Source organism: Achromobacter sp. ACM03 (assembly GCF_014851665.1).
Taxonomy (GTDB): Bacteria; Pseudomonadota; Gammaproteobacteria; order Burkholderiales; family Burkholderiaceae_B; genus Achromobacter; species Achromobacter aegrifaciens.
The window spans coordinates 59,055-75,078 of the sequence record NZ_JACVAD010000005.1 but is presented as its reverse complement, the minus strand read 5'-3'; the positions used below and the strand labels follow the sequence as shown (position 1 = coordinate 75,078).

Here is a 16,024-nt window from a genome sequence, read left to right as displayed (position 1 = left end):
GATCTTACTCCCGGCGCTTGCTGGCGCGATGCGCCATGTAGCCGAAGACGCAGGCGGCGGCGATGCTTGCCACCCAGACCGCAAGATGCAGCGGCCGTGCCCAAGCCGACCTCAGGCTCTCGTCGAACGCCATCGCCAGCATATCGGCAGAAGCCACGGCCAGCCATAGCAGCGCCGCCGCCCGCCATTGCTCCGTCCACAAGCGGCGCTCGCCTCGCACCAAGGCATGCACGCCGCAAACCATCCATGCCAGAAAGAAAGCCGTCACCTCGCGTTCATGCAACCCCGCCGCATGTGGCCACGCCAGGCGATTGGCCAGCAGGTACGCGGCGCAGGCGCACGTCGGGCCGCAGATCATCGCCACATTCAACCGGTGCGCAGCGCGGCCGAAGCGGGAGGCGGCCGCCGCCGGCCGCGCCGCGTACAGGACCAGTCCCGTCGCGATCATGGCGGCGCCTGACAGGGCCAGCAGGAAGTACAGCGCGCGCAGCAGCGGCGCGGCGTAGTAGCCATAGTGCAGCCCTCCGAGCGTCCGGATCAGTTGCAAGGATCCAGGATAGGCGGTTTGCGCATCGACGACCCGGCCCGTCGCCGCATCCAGGCTGACGCGGTCGGGAAAGGCCAGCAGGCGGTCATCGTACCGGCGCCAGACATCCGCAAGCGCGCCTTGAGTGCCAGGCTGCCTGACCGTGATCGCGGCGATCTTGCCCGCGCCCAGTTCCGCCTCGGCGCGCTGCGCCAGGGCGGCCAGCGGCAGCATTGCGCTCGCACCGCTGCGCGGCGAACTGGCCGGCGGCTGCGGAAACACGTCCGCCACCATCGCCGCCACGTCGCCGCCATAGCGGCTTTGCACGCCTGCGGGCAGATAGCCCAGCAACAGCGTGCTCAAGGCGGTGAGCAGGATCATGCAATGAAACGGCAGCGGCAGCACCGACAGGACGTTGTGCGCATCGAGCCACGCGCGGCCGGGCGAAGCACGCGGCCTGAATAGGAAGAAATCCGCGAAGAAGCGCCGGTGCACAATGACGCCGGAAACCAGCGCCGCCAGCAGCGCCAGGGTACAGGCGCCGACCACCCAGATGCCGGCCTGGCCAGCATGCAGGCTGTAGTGGAACTCGACCAGGAAGTCGCCGCCCTCGGTGTCACGCGGCACGATCTCGCGCCCGCTGGCCGGATCGAGCAGCACGGCGCCGCCGCCCTTTTCATCCTCCCATGACAGCCCCAGCAGGGAACGGCGCGCATCCGGCAGCTCGATGCGCCAGGAAGCCGCCGCCGCGGCATTGCGCGCCAGCCAGTCTTGCGCGCGCTCCAGGGTTGACGGCTGGTCCGCTCGACCAGCCGCGGAACTCTCCGGCTTCATCCAGAGGCTGATTTCAGGCGCGTAGACACTGAGCGCGCCCGTCAGGAACACTGCAAACGCCAGCCAGCCGAACAACAGGCCGACCCAGGTATGCAGCCAGGCCATGCGCTGGCGCAGGCTTCCTTCCGGATAGGCGTTCATGCCGCCGCTCCCCACGCCATGGCCCAGCAGCCCGCGCAGCCTGCGGCAATGATCAGCCACACGCGGCCCACGCTGCGGGCCGCGAAAGCCCATATCGCGAGGCCCACGTGCGCGGGAATGGCGGCCAAGGCCGGATAGAGGATGGCGTCGGCAGGCGGCAGCGGCAGTCGCGCCGCCGCTGCCACAGCGGCCCAAACCAGCGCATACGCGCCCAGCGTGGCCGCGCCCGCGCGCGCCGTCACGCCGCGCCAATTGCCGTGCGGCCTCACCATGCGTACCGCAGCGTGGCCAACACCAGCCGCCCGGCGCCGTAGGTGCACGACGTGGTGGTCACGCAAGTGCCCACATACGTGCGGTCGAACAGGTTGCTGGCGTTCAGCGACAGCGTCATGCCCCGCATCGCGGGCTGCATCCGGCCCAGGTCGTAGGACAGGGCGGCATCGACCAGCGTCACCGCCGGAATGCGCAAGGTGTTGGCCGCATCGCCCCAGTCGGCGCCGATGTAGCGCACGCCCGCTCCCAGTCCCAGACCCTGCAGCGGCCCCTCCTGCACCTTGTATGCCAGCCATGCCGCGGCTTGGTGCGCCGGCGCGTAGTACTGCTTCTTGCCCTGCCGCGACTGCGGCGCGCCATCGACGATGTCGACGTTGGAACTCTTGGTCACCACGGCGTCGACGTAGGAGTACGAGGCGATCACGTCCCAGCCGCGCGCGAGGCTGGCCTTGCCTTCCAGTTCGATCCCGCGCGAGCGGACCTCGCCCGCCTGCAGCTGGAAGCCCGGCGGACGGCCCGGCGTGGTATCGCTGGTCAGCACGTTGGTTTGCGTCAATTGATAGGCCGACAGCGTCACCATGCTGTCGCTGCCCGGCGGCTGGTACTTCAATCCCGCCTCGATCTGCCGGCCCTTGGTCGGCTGGAAGGGGTTGCTCTCGTAGTCGGTGCCGCCCGTGGGCGCGAAGGACGTCGAGTACGCCACATAAGGCGCCAGGCCGCTTTCCAGCATGTAGGTCAGGCCCGCCCTGCCGGTAAAGGCCGAATCGTTCTGCGCGACCTTGCCGGACGTCAGCAGATTGCGGGTCGTGCCGCGCGCCATGTCGTAGCGGCCGCCCAGCGTCAGCAGCCAGTTGCCGTACGAGATCTGGTCCTGCGCGTAGACGCCGGACTGTTCGGTGCGCTGGCGCGAATCGATGCGGGGAATCAGGTCCGAGAGGCCCGGCCGGGGCCGCCCATACACCGGATCGTAGAGGTCCAGCGGCGGCACGCCGGCGATGACGTTGGCGAACTGGTAGGTGTCGCGCATGTCCAGATAGTCGAAGCCAGCCAGGAACTCGTGCCCGACCTGGCCGGTGTTGAAGCGCGCGACGGCCTGGGTATCCACATTCAGCGTCGCCCCGGTGCCCTTGCCCTGCGACATCGAACGCGACCAGGTGCGCATGTCCACCGGATTGAGCATATAGCCCACGGTGGTGCGCGCCTCGCCCCGCATGTGGCTGTAGCGCAGTTGCTGCCTGACGGTCCAGGTGTCGTTGAACTGGTGCGAAAACAGATAGCCCGCCGAGTACTGCTCCCGGTCATAGGTATCCCAGCCGGGTTCGCCGGTATAGCGGTCGCGGGGAATGCGGCCGTTGGGATTGGAGTAAAGCGTGCCTGCCGCCGGCAGATTGCCGTACATGGGCACCTGGTGGTCCTTTTGATAGAAGCCCAGCAAGGTCAGCGAGGTGGCCGCCGACGGCCGCCACGTCAATGCCGGAGCGACGAAGGTCCGGTCCTCTTCCGAGTAATGGGCGGACTGGGCCGCATCGCGCTGCAATGCGACCAGGCGATAGCTCCACTGTCCGTCCTGGTCCATCGGGCCGCTCAAATCGGCGGCAGCCTGGATCCGGCCATAGCTCCCGGTCTGCAACTCGATCTCGCGCTGGGGCGCCGGCGTCGGCAGCTTGCTGACCATATTGATGAGGCCGCCGGGCGTATTCTGGCCGTACAGCACCGAGGACGGCCCTTTCAGCACCTCCACCCGCTCCAGCCCGTAGGGCTCGATCTGCAGCATGCCAAAGCTGTATGCGCCAAATGGCAGCCGGGCGCCGTCCAGGTTGTTGCGCGCGGCGTGGCCGCCGCGCAGGTAGATGTTGTCGTAGCGCAGATCGGCGCTGCCGCCCGGCGAATAGGCGCCCGGCGTGTAGGCCAACGCCTCGACGATGCTGCGCGCGCCTCGCATCGTTATCTCGTCGCGCGTGACCACGTTCACCGTCTGCGGGATCTCCAGGATGGGCGTGTCGGTCTTGGTGCCGCTGGCGCTGCGCTGCGCCACGATGCCGGCTACGGGTCCGTAGGCCGACTCGTCCGTGCCCTCCACCCGCACCGCCGGCAGCACTGCCGCCGGCTCGTTGGGCACGCGCCTCAGCGTGTAGACATTGGCGCCATCGCGCCGCGCCGCCAACGGCGTGCCCGCCAGCAATTTGGCCAGCCCCGCCTCGACCGTCCATGCGCCTTGCAGCCCGGCCGTGCGCAAGCCTTCGGCCAGCGCCGGGTCGAACGAAAGATTGATGCGAGCCACCCCGGCGAAGGCCGACAGCGCCGGTCCCAGCGGGCCCGCCGGAATGTCGAACCGTGCCTGGACGGCTGCGCCGGACGTATTCGCAGCCGGCTGCGCGTGGATGGCCGGCGCCACAGCCACCAGTGCCGCGCAGAGCGCGCCAGCGGCGGCGCGGCGGTTCGTGCGGCAAGCTGGCCTGGCCGCGTTGTTCTTGCTTGAAAGCATGCTGATCCCGACGAAGTACGAGCGAAGGTGCTATATGGACTTGTCGGACGAAGCGAAAAAAGGGGCCAAAAATCCGCGCGCCACGGTCAGGCCGGCGCCACGCTGACCCAGTAGCGGCTGCGCGAAACCACCCGCACCGGCAGGCTGCGCGACACCGCCAGCAGCACCGCATCGGTGTCATCCACCTGGAACCCGCCCGAGATGCGCAGATCGGCCACCGCCGGATCGCAGCGCAACAGGCCCGGGCGATAGCGCGCCAGCTCCTTCAGGAAGTCGGCCAGCCTCATGTCGTCCGCATAAAGCACGCCATCCAGCCAGGCTTGCGGCGGATGGACATAGGCGCGAGGCGCCAGGACTTCACGGTCCGAAAACTCGGCGCATTGCCCTGCCGCCAGCACGACGCCCGCCGCCGCCGCACGCGGCTGCAGCCGAACCTGCCCTTCGATCACCGCGACCCGGCTGCGCGCATCCAGTTGCCGCACGCCGAAGTACGTGCCCAAGGCCTGCACGCTGCCTTCGGCGGTGCGCACCCGCAGCGGCCGAGGGTCCGGCGGCGCCGCATGGGCCGAACGCAGCAGGATTTCGCCCTCCCGCAGCAGCACCAGACGTTGTTCCGCCGAATAGTCCAGGTCCACCGCCGAGGCGGTATTGAGCGCCAGCACGCTGCCGTCCGGCAGCTGGAACTGCCGGCGTTCGCCACTGCTGGTGGCGTAGTCCGCCGTCCAGCTTTGCCAGGGCGCCGTGCGCCATGCCAGCCAGCCCGCCGGCACCCCCACGATCAGCCCCGCCAGCACCCGCAGACCCGCGCGTCGCGTTGCGTCCGCGTTCATGGCGGCCCGCCCCAGCCCCGGCGGCAAGCCGCCGAACTTGGCCAGGACAGCCTGCGCCCGGGTCCAGGCGCGGTCGTGCTCGGGGCTGCGTTGGCGCCAACGCTCACAGGCCAGCTTGTCCGCATCGGAGAAGCGCCCCGAATGCAACCGCACCAGCCAATCCGCGGCTTCGCCCGCGATCTTCGGATCGATGGCGTCCGTCGCTGCCGTCATGACGCCGCCAGGATGCAATGCTTGAAGGCCTCGGCCATGTAGCGCTTGACCGTGCGCACGCTCACCCCCATCTCGACGCCGATCTGCTCGTACGTCAGGCCGTCGAGTTGCGACAGCAGGAATGCGATCCGGGCCTTGTCCGGCAGGGCCGCCAGCAAGGCGTCCACCTCGCGCAGCGTCTGCAGCACCATCAGGCGCTGCTCTTCCGACGGCGCATGCCGCGCCGGCATGGCCGCGAGGGCGTCGAGGTAGGCCTGCTCCAGCGCATGGCGCCGGTACAGGTCCACCATCAAGCGCTTGGCGATGGTGGTCAGGTAGGCGCGCGGCTCCTGCAACTCCGGCATGGCGCGCCGGCGATAGCTGCTCAGCAACCCGACAAACGTGTCCTGGGCCAGGTCGGCGGCGTCGGCGCTGTTGCCCAGCCGCCGGCGCAGCCAGCCGAACAGCCAGCCGTGATGCGCGTCGTAGATGCGCTGCACGGCGACGGCGGAAGTCGGGTCGGGGGGAGACATGGCGAGGACGTGGTCGGATTACTTCGATAATGGGAATTAATCGCAATTATCGCCACAAATCCGCCCTCCGGCAATCCACGGTTTCCGATCGCACGGCCTCCGGCCGGCGCGGCCGATCGAGCGAACGGAACCGGATTGGACTGGGAGCCTGCGCCAGCTCGCGGCCAGCGGCGGCCGCTTTCAAAGCGCTTTGCCGTATGCCTCGAAGTCCTCCGGATCCAGCCAATCTTTCAAAGCCTCGGCATCCGGCGGCTGCGGCGCCGTCGGCCTGGCGCTGGGCGTCCTGCTGAAGCGCGGAGCCGGCGCGGGCTGCGTGATGCCGTCCACCTCCAGCAGCGTGCCGCGCGCCCTGACCTGCGGATGCATGGCGGCGTCCCTCAGCGTCTGCACGGGCGCCACGCATACATCCAGATGTGCCAGCCTTTCGCACCAGTCGTCGCGACTGCGCTGGGCGAAGGCCGCAGCCAGCACCGTCCGCAAACGGGGCCACGTGTTCCTGTCCTGGTGATCCCCCAGTTCGCGGATGGCATTGTCGTCCAGGCCCAACTGCCGCAGCAGCAGCTCGTGGAAGCGGCGTTCTATCGGGCCGACCGAAAGCCATAGGCCGTCGGCGCACGGGTACACGTCATAGAACGGCGCGCCCGAATCGAGGATGTTGCTGCCCCGTTGGGACTGCCATGCGCCCGACGCGGCCAGGCCGTAGAACGCCGTTGCCATCGAGGCCACGCCGTCCATCACGGCGGCATCCACCACCTGGCCCTGCCCGGACTGGCGCGCTTCGATGATGGCGGCCAGCATGCCCAATGCGAGATAGGGGCCGCCGCCGCCGAAATCGCCCACCAGCGCGAGCGGCGGCGTGGGCGGCTGGCCTGCGCGGCCGATGGCGTCCAGCACGCCGGTGACGGCGATGTAGTTGATGTCATGTCCGGCCACTTGCGCCAGCGGGCCGTCCTGCCCCCAGCCGGTGATGCGGCCGTAGACCAGCCGGGGGTTCTCCGCCAGGCAGGCTTGCGGCCCCAGGCCCAGCCGCTCGGTCACGCCGGGACGGAATCCTTCGATCAGCCCGTCGGCCTTGCGCAGCAACCGCAGCACCAGGGCGACGGCGCGCGGGTCCTTCAGGTCCAGCGCGATGGAACGCCGGCTGCGCAGCAGCAGGTTGTACTTCAGCTCGCGCTTGACCCCCAGGTCGGCGGGCTCCTTGCGTTCGATCCGCAGGACGGTCGCGCCCATGTCGGCCAGCAGCATGGCCGCCATCGGTCCCGGACCGATGCCGGCCAGCTCGATGATCCTGATTCCAGCCAAAGGTCCCATGTGTTCGTCTCCCCATGCATGGCGGCGCATGTGCCGCCGGATCAACACAATTCAATGGCGATGGCCGTGGCTTCGCCTCCGCCCAGGCACAGGCTGGCCACGCCGCGGCGCAGGCCGCGCCGCTCGAGCGAGTGCAGCAGCGTGACGATGATGCGCGCGCCGGTCGCGCCCACGGGATGCCCCAACGCGCAGGCGCCCCCTTCGACGTTGACCCGCTCGGCGGGCAGGCCCAGGTCGCGCAGCGCGATCAGGGCAACCACCGCGAAGGCTTCGTTGATCTCGTACAGGTCCACCGAGTCGCGACTCCAGCCCACCCGGTCGAGCAGACGCGCGATAGCGTGCACCGGGGCGACCGGGAACTGTCCCGGCGCCAGCGCTGCGGCGGCATGTCCGACGATACGCGCGCGCGGCGTCAGTCCCAGCGCCGCCACATGGCTTTGGCGCGTCAGCGCCAGCGCGGCCGCACCATCCGAGATCGAGGACGCGTTGCCGGCCGTGACCGTGCCGTCCGTGGAGAATACCGGCTTCAGACCGGCCAGCCGCGTCGCGTCGCAAAGGCCCGGCGTCTCGTCGTCGACAACCAGCGCGCCTGGCGCCACGCCGCGGCGATTCCGCGCCGCGATGGGCGCAATCTCCGCCGCGAAAGCCCCGGAGGCGATGCTGCCCTGAGCCCGCAATACGCTCTGTTCCGCATAGATATCCTGTTGGGCGCGGCTGAAACCGTGCTCGCGCGCCGCCAGATCGGCGTAGTGCCCCATCAGATGGCCTTCGTAGGCGTCCTGTAGGCCATCGCGGTACATATGGTCCAGCAATTGCCCATCGCCCAGCCGGTATCCCTGCCGCGCCCTGGGTATCAGGTGCGGCGCGTTGCTCATCGACTCCATCCCGCCGGCCAGCACCAGGTCCGCCGATCCGGCGCTCAAGATGTCGTGCGCCAGGGTTACGGCCTTCATGCCCGAGCCGCACATCTTGCTTAGCGTGGTCGCCTGCACCGTGATTGGCAGCCCCGCGCCCAGCACGGCCTGGCGCGCGGGCGCCTGCCCCAGTCCGGCGAACAGGCAGCAGCCCATCAATGCCTCCTGGGCGGCCTCGGGTGCCAGACCCGCCTGACGGATTGCGGCAGCCAGCGCATGAGCGCCCAGCTCGGGCGCGGTGTAGTGCGACAAGGCTCCCTGAAAAGCGCCAATGGGCGTGCGCTGCGCGCCGACGATGACGACGGGATCTGAATGGTTGGACATGAGTCGATACCTCGATTGCAAGGGAGTTCGAAGAATGCGCGGCTGTCGGTCCGCCTTGCGCTACGCGGCAACGCGCGCCGGCACAGCCGACATGACGCCGCGCACGAAGTCCAGCAAGGTCGGGCTGTCGCCGGCCAGCAGTTGCCTGCCGATCAGGCTGGCGCACTCGTCTTCGCTCGTGCCGATGGCGCGCCACTCATGCAGCCGCGTGGTGTATATGCCCAGGGCCAGCTCTTCGGTGATCCCGATTGCGCCGTGTATTGCGTGCGCCAGGGCGCACACCAGTGGAATGGCTTCGCCTGCCCGCAGCCGCGCGCAGGCCGCAAGCGTGGCGTCGGGAAACAGGGCCCCGCTGGCGCATGCCAGCCGTGCTGCCATGGCGGTGGATGCCACCTGCTCCGCGAGCATGCTGATCTCTTGCTGGATCGCCTGGAAGCGCCCCAGCGCTTTGCCGAACTGCTGGCGCTCGCCTACAAAGGCGACGCAGCGATCGAGCACCGCCTGCATCGCGCCGGCTATTCCGGCGGCGTCGGCGGCGTCACGCCAGGCCCGCACGGCGTCGTCCGGCAAGGCGATGCGGCCAAGGACCGCCGGTAAGTCCGCCCATTCGGGCGCGGCGCTCGCGCGCGGCCGGAACAAGCCGGGGTCCGACGCGGCGGGCGCGGCCACCAGCAACAGGCCGTCATCGCGCTGGACCAACAGGGTGCGCGCCAGTCCGGCTCCTGGCGTCTGGACGCAACGCAGGCCGCGCGGCCCCGGCAGCGCTCGGGCCAGGGCGATGGGCCCTTCGGGCACGGTCTGGCCGCTGGTGCGCAACAAGGCGCGCGCGAGCATGGTGTCGGCCAGCGGGTAAGGCAGCGCCAGGGCGCCCGCCGCACGCAGCAAACCCTCGGCGTCCTCCAGCGACAGTCCTGCGCCGCCCAGTTCCGCGGGCGTCAACGCGTCCACGTAACCGAGCGCATCGATGTCCCGCCACGTATCGGCGACGAGATTGTCCGCCCCAGCGCCCTCGCCGGCCGCCTCGATCTCGCGGACCCGCTCCAGCGGACACAAGCCAGCCAGGGCGCGCGCAAATTCGTCGTACAGGTCTTGCTGCATGGATGCCGGCATGGGCCCTCCTTCAGTGTTCGATGGGCCTTAGCGCAGGCCTAGCTCGCGCGCGATGATGCCGCGCAGGATATGGCGGGTGCCGCCGCGCAGTGAAAAGGTCGGATTGATCAGGGTCAGGTAGGCCAGCGTGCGGGCAAGCGTCTCGTCAGGCGCCGCATTGGCGTTCGCGCGCAAGGCCTGGCCTATCCATTCGGGCACGGCCTGTTCGAACTCCGTACCCAGGTCCTTCACCAGCACGGCCGCAAGACTGGCGTCGGCCCCTTCGTTCAGGCGCTGCGTCACCGCCAGCGACATGGCCCGCAGCACCGTCAGCCGCCCGGCCAAGCGCCCCGCCAGGCGGATCTGCGCCTCGTCCGGCGAGGAAGCCCGGCGCAGATGCGCGAGCCAGCCGTCCATCAGCACCATGCTGGAATAGATCCGCTCCGGACCGCTGCGTTCCAGCGCCAGTTCAGCCGTGACCTGCCGCCAGCCGCTGCCCTCTTCGCCTACCAGCGCATCGCGCGGCAGGCGGACGTTGTCGAACAGGACTTCACAGAAATGCGCATCTCCCGCGATGTCGCGGATCGGACGAATTTCAATGCCGGGCAAGGACAGGTCGAAGATCATCTGCGACAGCCCTTTGTGCCGGTCTTCCGGCACGCCCGAGGTGCGTACCAGCGCGCACATGTAATGCGAGCGGTGGGCGTTGGTGGTCCAGATCTTGCGGCCGTTGAGCAGCCAGCCGTCGCCATCAGGGGTAGCGCGCGTGCGCACGCTGGCGAGGTCGGATCCGGTATCGGGCTCGCTCATGCCAATGGCGAAGAAGGCTTCGCCCCGGATGATGCGCGGCAGGTAGAAGTCGCGCTGCGCCTGCGAGCCGTAACGCAGAATCAATGGCGCGGTCTGGCGATCGGCGATCCAATGCGCCGACACCGGCGCTCCCGCCGCGAGCAGCTCCTCGCTCAACACGAAGCGGGCGAAATTGCTGCGTTGCGCGCCGCCATAGGCGGCGGGCAAGGTCAGGCCCAGCCATCCCTGCCTCGCCAGCGCGCGGCTGAACTCCGCGTCATAGCCCATCCAGGAGCGCGCCCGTAGGTCCGCCGGCATGTCCTTCAGCGCCTCGCGCAGAAAGGCGCGCACTGACGGACGCAACGCCTCATCCTGCGCAGGAATCGCGGCAAGCTGCAGTGCCTCGTTGATAGCGCCCAATGTGATCCCCGGAACGCGCGGCGTCACGGCGCCGCCGCGCGCATTCCAATTTGCGAAAGTGCCGTGCAAACCCGGCCCGCGGCGGAGCGCGCGGGCTTCATGGCAATCTACACGGGGGGCACATCACGGTCTAATATTAGATGTGGACCGGGCAATACATCACAAATATCGCGAGCCCGGCGCATCAAGGGAGGCGCCCGTGGAGCTACGCCAGCTCAAGCAGCTGTTGGTCCTGTCCGAAACACTCAACTTCCATCGGGCCGCCGAGCGGCTGCACATGGCACAGCCGCCACTGTCGACCGCGATCAAGAAGCTGGAACAAGAGCTCGGCGTACAGCTTTTCGATAGGCTGCCGGCCGGCCTGCAGCCCACGCCAGCAGGCCAGGTTGTGCTGCGGTATGCACGTACCACTCTGTTCTATGCCGAGGAGATCCGCCGCGCGGCGAGGGAAGGTGCCAGCGGCGAACAAGGTGTCCTGAAGGTGGGCTTTGTCGGCTCGTCCACCTACTCGCTGATGCCGCGGCTGCTGTCGGAATTCCGCAAGGACTACCCGCGCGTCGACCTGATCATCGAGGAGTCCACCACCGTCGATCTGCTGCGCCGGCTGGACGCGCACACGCTGGACGTGGCGCTAGTTCGATTCCCTGTGCTCGAACCCACGGCCGCTCGCATCACCTTGCTGCAACCCGATCATCTGATGCTGGCAGTGCCAGCGGGCAGCCGCCACGCGCAGCGCGAGGACGTCGCGTTGAGCGAACTGGCGGATGAGCCGTTCATCGGCTATTCGCGCACGCATGTTCCGGGCATGCACGCGCTGGTCATGTATGCCTTCCAGCAGGCAGGCGTGGTGCCGCGCATTGCGCAAGAAGCGATCCAGGTGCAGACCATCCTGAGCCTGGTCGAAAGCGGGCTGGGCGTGGCCATCGTGCCGGCGGTGGCCCGCCGGCAAGCGGGCAGCAATGTGCGCCTGGTCAATGTTTCGCAGCTGGCCGAAACCATCAAGGTGGGCATCGCCCTGGCAGTGCACCCGGACAATGCCACCCCTACCACCGCCAATTTCGTCGAGATGGCCTGCCGCCTGATGCGGCCGGCGCCCACGGTCGCGGCCCCCGAATGACGGGGCCTGGACGCGTCTACTCCTGCTGGATATTGGCCAGCTTGGCGATGCGCCGCATGGACTCGAGCTCGTCCTTCTGGAAGGCCGCGAGCGTCTCGGGGCCGCCGACAAACGACTCGCCGCCCAGATTGGCCATGAACGCGCGGCCCTCGTCGCTGCGCACCAGCGCCTGCACTGCATCCGACACGCGCGCCACGATGGCGGGATCGACCTTCGCGGGAAAGAACGCAGCCGTCCAGGCATAGGCCTCGTAGCCCTTGGTGCCGCTCTCCTGCATCGTAGGCACGTCCGGCAGGTCCTTGATGCGCTTCGCGCTGGTCACTGCCAGCGGCCTCAGCTTGCCGCCGCGTATCAGCGGCAGCGCGGCGCTGACGTCGGCCAGGCTGTACTGCACCACGCCGCCCGCCAGATCCGCCAGGGCGGCCGACGTGCCCTTGTACGGCACGTGCGTGGCCTTGATCCCGTTCTGCTCATGGAACAGCTCCAGCACCACCTGATAGGTCGCGGTTCCGCTCGCGAAGTTCAGCTTGCCGGGCGCTTCCCTGGCGGCCGATACCAGGTCCGCCACGTTGCGGTATGGCGAGTTGGCCGGCACCACCAGCACCATGGGAAAACGCGCGATGGGCGCGACCGGCGAAAAATCCTTGATCGCGTCATAGGGCAGGTGCTTGAAGACGGCGGCATTGGTCGTCATGGGCGAATTGCTGGCCACGAACATCGTGTAGCCATCCGGCGCGGCGGTCGCCACCGCCTGGGCGGCGATGAAGCTGTTGGCGCCCGGCCGGTTCTCGACGATGAACGGCTGTCCGAACTGCTCGGCCAGATGTTTGGACAGGAATCGCGCCGTGGTGTCGGCGCCGCTGCCGGGCGGCAGCGAGACGATGATCTTCACCGGATGCGAGGGATACTTTTCCGCGGCGCGGGCGTTGCCGCCCAGCGCCAGCGCCGCGCCCAGCATCGCCGTCATGGCCAGGGTCCTGATATTCATACTTGTCTCCGCAAGGCTGTTCCATTCATAGTCATGGCCTCGCGGCCATGGCGTTTGCCATATTCATTCAGGCTGTATGCCTGCCATCCTGACCGCGTCGCCCCAGCGCCGGACCTCCTGCCCCAGATAAGCCTGGAACTCGGCGGGCGAGGAATTGCGCAGGTCTACCCCCTGCGCCGTAAACGGTCCGGCGATGGCCGGATCGCGCACCGCCGCGGCCACCGCCTGGTTCAGGCGCTGGATCACCGGCTGCGGCGTGGCAGCCGGCGCCAGCACGCCTTGCCAAGTACTCATCGTAAGGTCCTGCAAGCCGGCTTCGCGCAGCGTCGGCACCTGCGGCAACGCGGGCGACCGTTCGGCGCCGGTCACGGCCAGCGCCTTGACCCTGCCGTCACGGATATAAGGCAGCGCCGAGCTGATCGCGTCCACCATGAACTGCACCTGGCCGCCCAGCATCGCCACCATGGCCGGATTGGTGCCCTTGAAGGGAATGCCCACGGCGCGCGTGCCGGTGGCATGCAGGAACAGCGCCACGCTCAAATGCGTGATGTTGCCGACGCCGCCAGTGCCATAGCTGAGCGCATCGGGACGCGCCTTGAGGTAGGCGATGAATTCGCTGGTGTCCCTGGGCGGCAAGGCATTGGTCGTCATCAGCACCAACGGGATCGAGGCCGTCAGCCCCACCGGCGCGAAATCGCGCAATGGGTCATAGGGCAGCTGCCGGTACAGCGCGGGGCTGATAGCCAGGCCCGACGAGTGATATAGCAGGGTGTATCCGTCGGGCCGCGCGCGCGCCACGGTTTCGCCAGCGATGTTGCCGCTGGCGCCGGTCTTGTTCTCGACGATCACGGGCTGGTCCAGTTGCCGCGCCACGTGCTGCGCCACGGCCCGGGCCAGCACATCGGTCGGACCGCCCGCCGCGTAAGGCAGGATCAGCCGCAAGGGCTGCGCCGGCCACGCCGCGGGATTGGCGACGGCGCGCGCCAGCGGCAGGCCAGCCAGCGCGCCTAAAGCGGCCACCAGCGTTCTTCTTTTTGTCTCCATGGATCTCCTCCTTATGTCGCCTCGTTATCGGTTGCGCGTCGGCGAGGCTGCCGTGGCCAGGGCGCAAGCCTCAGCCGCGCGTCTTGTCCAGGTATGCGTCCAGTGCGCTGGCGTGCTCTTGGGTGTGGTGCGCCAACGCCTGGAAGCCGGCCGATAATTCCAATAGGGTATCCAGCCGGGTGTGCTGGCCTTCGCGCAGCAAGCGCTTGGTCAGACGCAGCGCATGGCCGGAATGCTGGGCAATCTCCTGTGCCAAGGCCATGGCGGCCGGCAGCAGCGCCTCCTGGCTGAGCACCTGCGAAACCAGCCCCATGTCCAACGCCTGGGCGGCGTCGACGCTACGGCCGGTAAACGCCAGCTCGCACGCGCGCGACATGCCGACCACCCGCGGCAGCAGCCAGGCGCCGCCGTCTCCCGGCGTCAGGCCCAGCTTGACGAAGCTCTCGGCGAAGCGCGCCTCCTCGGCGGCCAGACGCATGTCGCACATGCAGGCCAGGTCGCAGCCCGCGCCGATGGCCGGCCCGTTGACCGCCGCTATCGTCGGCACTTCCAGATTGCACAGAGCCAGCGGCACGCGCTGGATGCCATCGCGGTAGGCCTGCCGGCTGCGCACCGGCTCGCCCAGGCCGGCGCCGACGGCTGCGGACAAGGTCTTGAGATTGCCGCCGGAAGAGAACACGCCGTGCGCGCCGGTCAGCACCACGGCGCGCACCGACATGTCCGCGTTGACCTCGGCGCAGACGTCCACAAGCGCGTCGATCGCGTCGGGATCGGACAGCGCGTTACGTGTAGCCGCGCGGTCCATGGTCAGGAGCAGCACGGCCCCATGGCGCTCGAGTTTCAGGAAATCAGTCATGGGCAGCTCCGGTCACTGCGGCATCGTTGGTCGCCGTCAAGGTCACGCCATCCCTTAGCAGCGTGGCAATGGCTTCATCCGGGTAGCCGGCCTCCTTCAGCACCTCGACGCTGTGTTCGCCCAGCCGCGGCGCATGCCGCGAGGGGTCGGGGGGCGTGCCGGACCAGCGCGACGGCACCGCCATCGTGCGCAGCTTGCCCTCGCTGGGATGCTCGACCGTGTTGAAGAACCCGACAGCTTCCAATTGTGGATCGCGCAGCAGCGACTCCACCGTGTGCATGGGCATGGCCGGAATATCCGCCGCCTCAAACTCCTCGAGCCATTGCGCGGTCGTGCGCTTGGCGATCTCGTCCGACACCAGGCGATAGATCGCATGGATGTGCTGGGTGCGAGTCCCTATGTCGCGGAACCACGGGTCGGTGGACTCGCGCCCAGGCTGGCCGATCAATTCGAAGAATGCCGCCCATTGCTTGTCCGCGTAGATCAACACGCAGATATGCCCGTCCAGCGTGGCATAGGGGCGCCGGTCCGCGTTCAGGATGCGCGGATAGCCGGGAGGGCCCAAGGGCGGCTCGAAGGACTGGCCTGCCATGTGATCGCCCAGAATCAATTGCGCCATGGTCTCGAACATGGGCACATCGATGGCCTGCCCCTGTCCTGTCCGGGCCCGGTGGTATAGGCCGGCGCTGACCGCGTTGGCCGCGCTGATGCCCACGATGCGGTCGGCAATGGCGCTGGGCGCGTACCGAGGTGTTTCACTGCCAGCCTGGACCGACAGCGCCGGGATGGCCACCGCGCCCTGGATCAGGTCGTCGTAGGCGGCGCGCGCCGCATAGGGCCCCCGCTGATCGTAGCCGTAGACGCCCACATACAGGATCGCCGGATTGACCTGCGCCAGCTCCTGATAAGACAGCCCCAGCCGCGCCATGGCCTGGGGCCGCACGTTGTAGATCAGGACGTCGCAGGTCGCCGCCAGCTTCAGCAGCGCGTCGCGGCCGGCGGGCCGCTTCAAGTCCAGCACGACGCTGCGCTTGCTGCGGTTGGCGTGCAGAAAGATTCCGCCCATGCCAGGATGCCGCGCCGGGCCGATGCCGCGCACGTTGTCGCCGGCCGGAGGTTCGACCTTGACCACGTCCGCGCCCAGGTCTCCCAGTATCTGCGTGGCGTAGGGGCCCATCAGCACCGTGGTGACATCCAGGATGCGCACGCCTTCCAACGGGCCACTCATGCCCTGCACCCCGAACGCCCCGCCCGCACGCGCATCCCGCGCGGCCCGGATATCCTGCAAACACCACCTTCGAACATGACAGCTCCCATTCCAGAATGTCTTGCTGGACATCCTAGGTAAGAACTGCAAG

General features: G+C 68.5%; 14 protein-coding genes. 1 reads left to right on the top strand and 13 read right to left on the bottom strand.

Annotated elements, in window-relative coordinates; all coding sequences use genetic code 11:
• Positions 1-4 precede the first annotated feature (4 nt).
• The 9 genes from IB257_RS21965 to IB257_RS21925 form a co-directional block, all read right to left on the bottom strand.
• Positions 5-1,501, bottom strand: a complete 1,497-nt coding sequence (locus tag IB257_RS21965; RefSeq protein ID WP_192492804.1) for a PepSY domain-containing protein — start codon at positions 1,499-1,501, stop codon at positions 5-7.
• Positions 1,498-1,773, bottom strand: coding sequence for a hypothetical protein (locus tag IB257_RS21960; RefSeq protein WP_054451232.1), 276 nt, complete (start codon positions 1,771-1,773; stop codon positions 1,498-1,500). The genes IB257_RS21965 and IB257_RS21960 overlap by 4 nt, the downstream gene beginning before the upstream one ends.
• The gene (locus IB257_RS21955; RefSeq protein WP_192492803.1) at positions 1,767-4,259 is read right to left on the bottom strand and encodes a TonB-dependent siderophore receptor; all 2,493 of its coding nucleotides are present in this window, start codon (positions 4,257-4,259) and stop codon (positions 1,767-1,769) included. Before IB257_RS21955 ends, IB257_RS21960 begins: the two co-directional genes overlap by 7 nt.
• Before the next feature lie 86 nt (positions 4,260-4,345).
• A complete protein-coding gene (locus IB257_RS21950; RefSeq protein WP_192353511.1) occupies positions 4,346-5,302 on the bottom strand; it encodes a FecR domain-containing protein in 957 nt (318 codons plus the stop codon).
• On the bottom strand, positions 5,299-5,814 hold the full coding sequence (locus IB257_RS21945; protein WP_054451229.1) for a sigma-70 family RNA polymerase sigma factor: 516 nt from the start codon (positions 5,812-5,814) through the stop codon (positions 5,299-5,301). The genes IB257_RS21950 and IB257_RS21945 overlap by 4 nt, the downstream gene beginning before the upstream one ends.
• A 180-nt stretch (positions 5,815-5,994) precedes the next feature.
• Positions 5,995-7,125 carry a CaiB/BaiF CoA-transferase family protein gene (locus IB257_RS21940; RefSeq protein WP_175161853.1) on the bottom strand — a complete coding sequence of 377 codons (1,131 nt, stop codon included), beginning with the start codon at positions 7,123-7,125 and terminating at the stop codon, positions 5,995-5,997.
• A 41-nt stretch (positions 7,126-7,166) separates the two neighbouring features.
• The gene (locus IB257_RS21935) at positions 7,167-8,363 is read right to left on the bottom strand and encodes a thiolase family protein (protein ID WP_192492802.1); all 1,197 of its coding nucleotides are present in this window, start codon (positions 8,361-8,363) and stop codon (positions 7,167-7,169) included.
• A 60-nt stretch (positions 8,364-8,423) separates the two neighbouring features.
• On the bottom strand, positions 8,424-9,473 hold the full coding sequence (locus IB257_RS21930) for an acyl-CoA dehydrogenase family protein (protein WP_192492801.1): 1,050 nt from the start codon (positions 9,471-9,473) through the stop codon (positions 8,424-8,426).
• Between the two features lie 27 nt (positions 9,474-9,500).
• Positions 9,501-10,661, bottom strand: coding sequence for an acyl-CoA dehydrogenase family protein (locus IB257_RS21925; RefSeq protein ID WP_175214236.1), 1,161 nt, complete (start codon positions 10,659-10,661; stop codon positions 9,501-9,503).
• 199 nt (positions 10,662-10,860) lie between these two features.
• Between IB257_RS21925 and IB257_RS21920 the strand changes: the two genes are divergently transcribed.
• Positions 10,861-11,778 carry a LysR family transcriptional regulator gene (locus tag IB257_RS21920; protein ID WP_175161845.1) on the top strand — a complete coding sequence of 306 codons (918 nt, stop codon included), beginning with the start codon at positions 10,861-10,863 and terminating at the stop codon, positions 11,776-11,778.
• 16 nt (positions 11,779-11,794) lie between these two features.
• Here the strand turns inward: IB257_RS21920 and IB257_RS21915 are convergent, their stop codons facing one another.
• The 4 genes from IB257_RS21915 to IB257_RS21900 form a co-directional block, all read right to left on the bottom strand.
• Positions 11,795-12,766, bottom strand: a complete 972-nt coding sequence (locus tag IB257_RS21915) for a tripartite tricarboxylate transporter substrate binding protein (RefSeq protein WP_088159533.1) — start codon at positions 12,764-12,766, stop codon at positions 11,795-11,797.
• Between the two features lie 63 nt (positions 12,767-12,829).
• Positions 12,830-13,810, bottom strand: coding sequence for a tripartite tricarboxylate transporter substrate binding protein (locus tag IB257_RS21910; protein WP_192492800.1), 981 nt, complete (start codon positions 13,808-13,810; stop codon positions 12,830-12,832).
• A gap of 70 nt (positions 13,811-13,880) precedes the next feature.
• Positions 13,881-14,666, bottom strand: coding sequence for a crotonase/enoyl-CoA hydratase family protein (locus tag IB257_RS21905; RefSeq protein WP_175161839.1), 786 nt, complete (start codon positions 14,664-14,666; stop codon positions 13,881-13,883).
• Positions 14,659-15,894, bottom strand: coding sequence for a CaiB/BaiF CoA-transferase family protein (locus IB257_RS21900; protein ID WP_192492799.1), 1,236 nt, complete (start codon positions 15,892-15,894; stop codon positions 14,659-14,661). The genes IB257_RS21905 and IB257_RS21900 overlap by 8 nt, the downstream gene beginning before the upstream one ends.
• Between the last annotated feature and the right edge of the window lie 130 nt (positions 15,895-16,024).

Coding starts and splice junctions, on each gene's coding strand:
- IB257_RS21930 (WP_192492801.1), bottom strand. CDS start 9,473: ATGCCGGCATCCATGCAGCAAGACCTGTACGACGAATTTGCGCGCGCC.
- IB257_RS21945 (WP_054451229.1), bottom strand. CDS start 5,814: ATGTCTCCCCCCGACCCGACTTCCGCCGTCGCCGTGCAGCGCATCTAC.
- IB257_RS21935 (WP_192492802.1), bottom strand. CDS start 8,363: ATGTCCAACCATTCAGATCCCGTCGTCATCGTCGGCGCGCAGCGCACG.
- IB257_RS21960 (WP_054451232.1), bottom strand. CDS start 1,773: ATGGTGAGGCCGCACGGCAATTGGCGCGGCGTGACGGCGCGCGCGGGC.
- IB257_RS21950 (WP_192353511.1), bottom strand. CDS start 5,302: ATGACGGCAGCGACGGACGCCATCGATCCGAAGATCGCGGGCGAAGCC.
- IB257_RS21965 (WP_192492804.1), bottom strand. CDS start 1,501: ATGAACGCCTATCCGGAAGGAAGCCTGCGCCAGCGCATGGCCTGGCTG.
- IB257_RS21900 (WP_192492799.1), bottom strand. CDS start 15,894: ATGAGTGGCCCGTTGGAAGGCGTGCGCATCCTGGATGTCACCACGGTG.
- IB257_RS21940 (WP_175161853.1), bottom strand. CDS start 7,125: ATGGGACCTTTGGCTGGAATCAGGATCATCGAGCTGGCCGGCATCGGT.
- IB257_RS21915 (WP_088159533.1), bottom strand. CDS start 12,766: ATGAATATCAGGACCCTGGCCATGACGGCGATGCTGGGCGCGGCGCTG.
- IB257_RS21955 (WP_192492803.1), bottom strand. CDS start 4,259: ATGCTTTCAAGCAAGAACAACGCGGCCAGGCCAGCTTGCCGCACGAAC.
- IB257_RS21910 (WP_192492800.1), bottom strand. CDS start 13,810: ATGGAGACAAAAAGAAGAACGCTGGTGGCCGCTTTAGGCGCGCTGGCT.
- IB257_RS21905 (WP_175161839.1), bottom strand. CDS start 14,666: ATGACTGATTTCCTGAAACTCGAGCGCCATGGGGCCGTGCTGCTCCTG.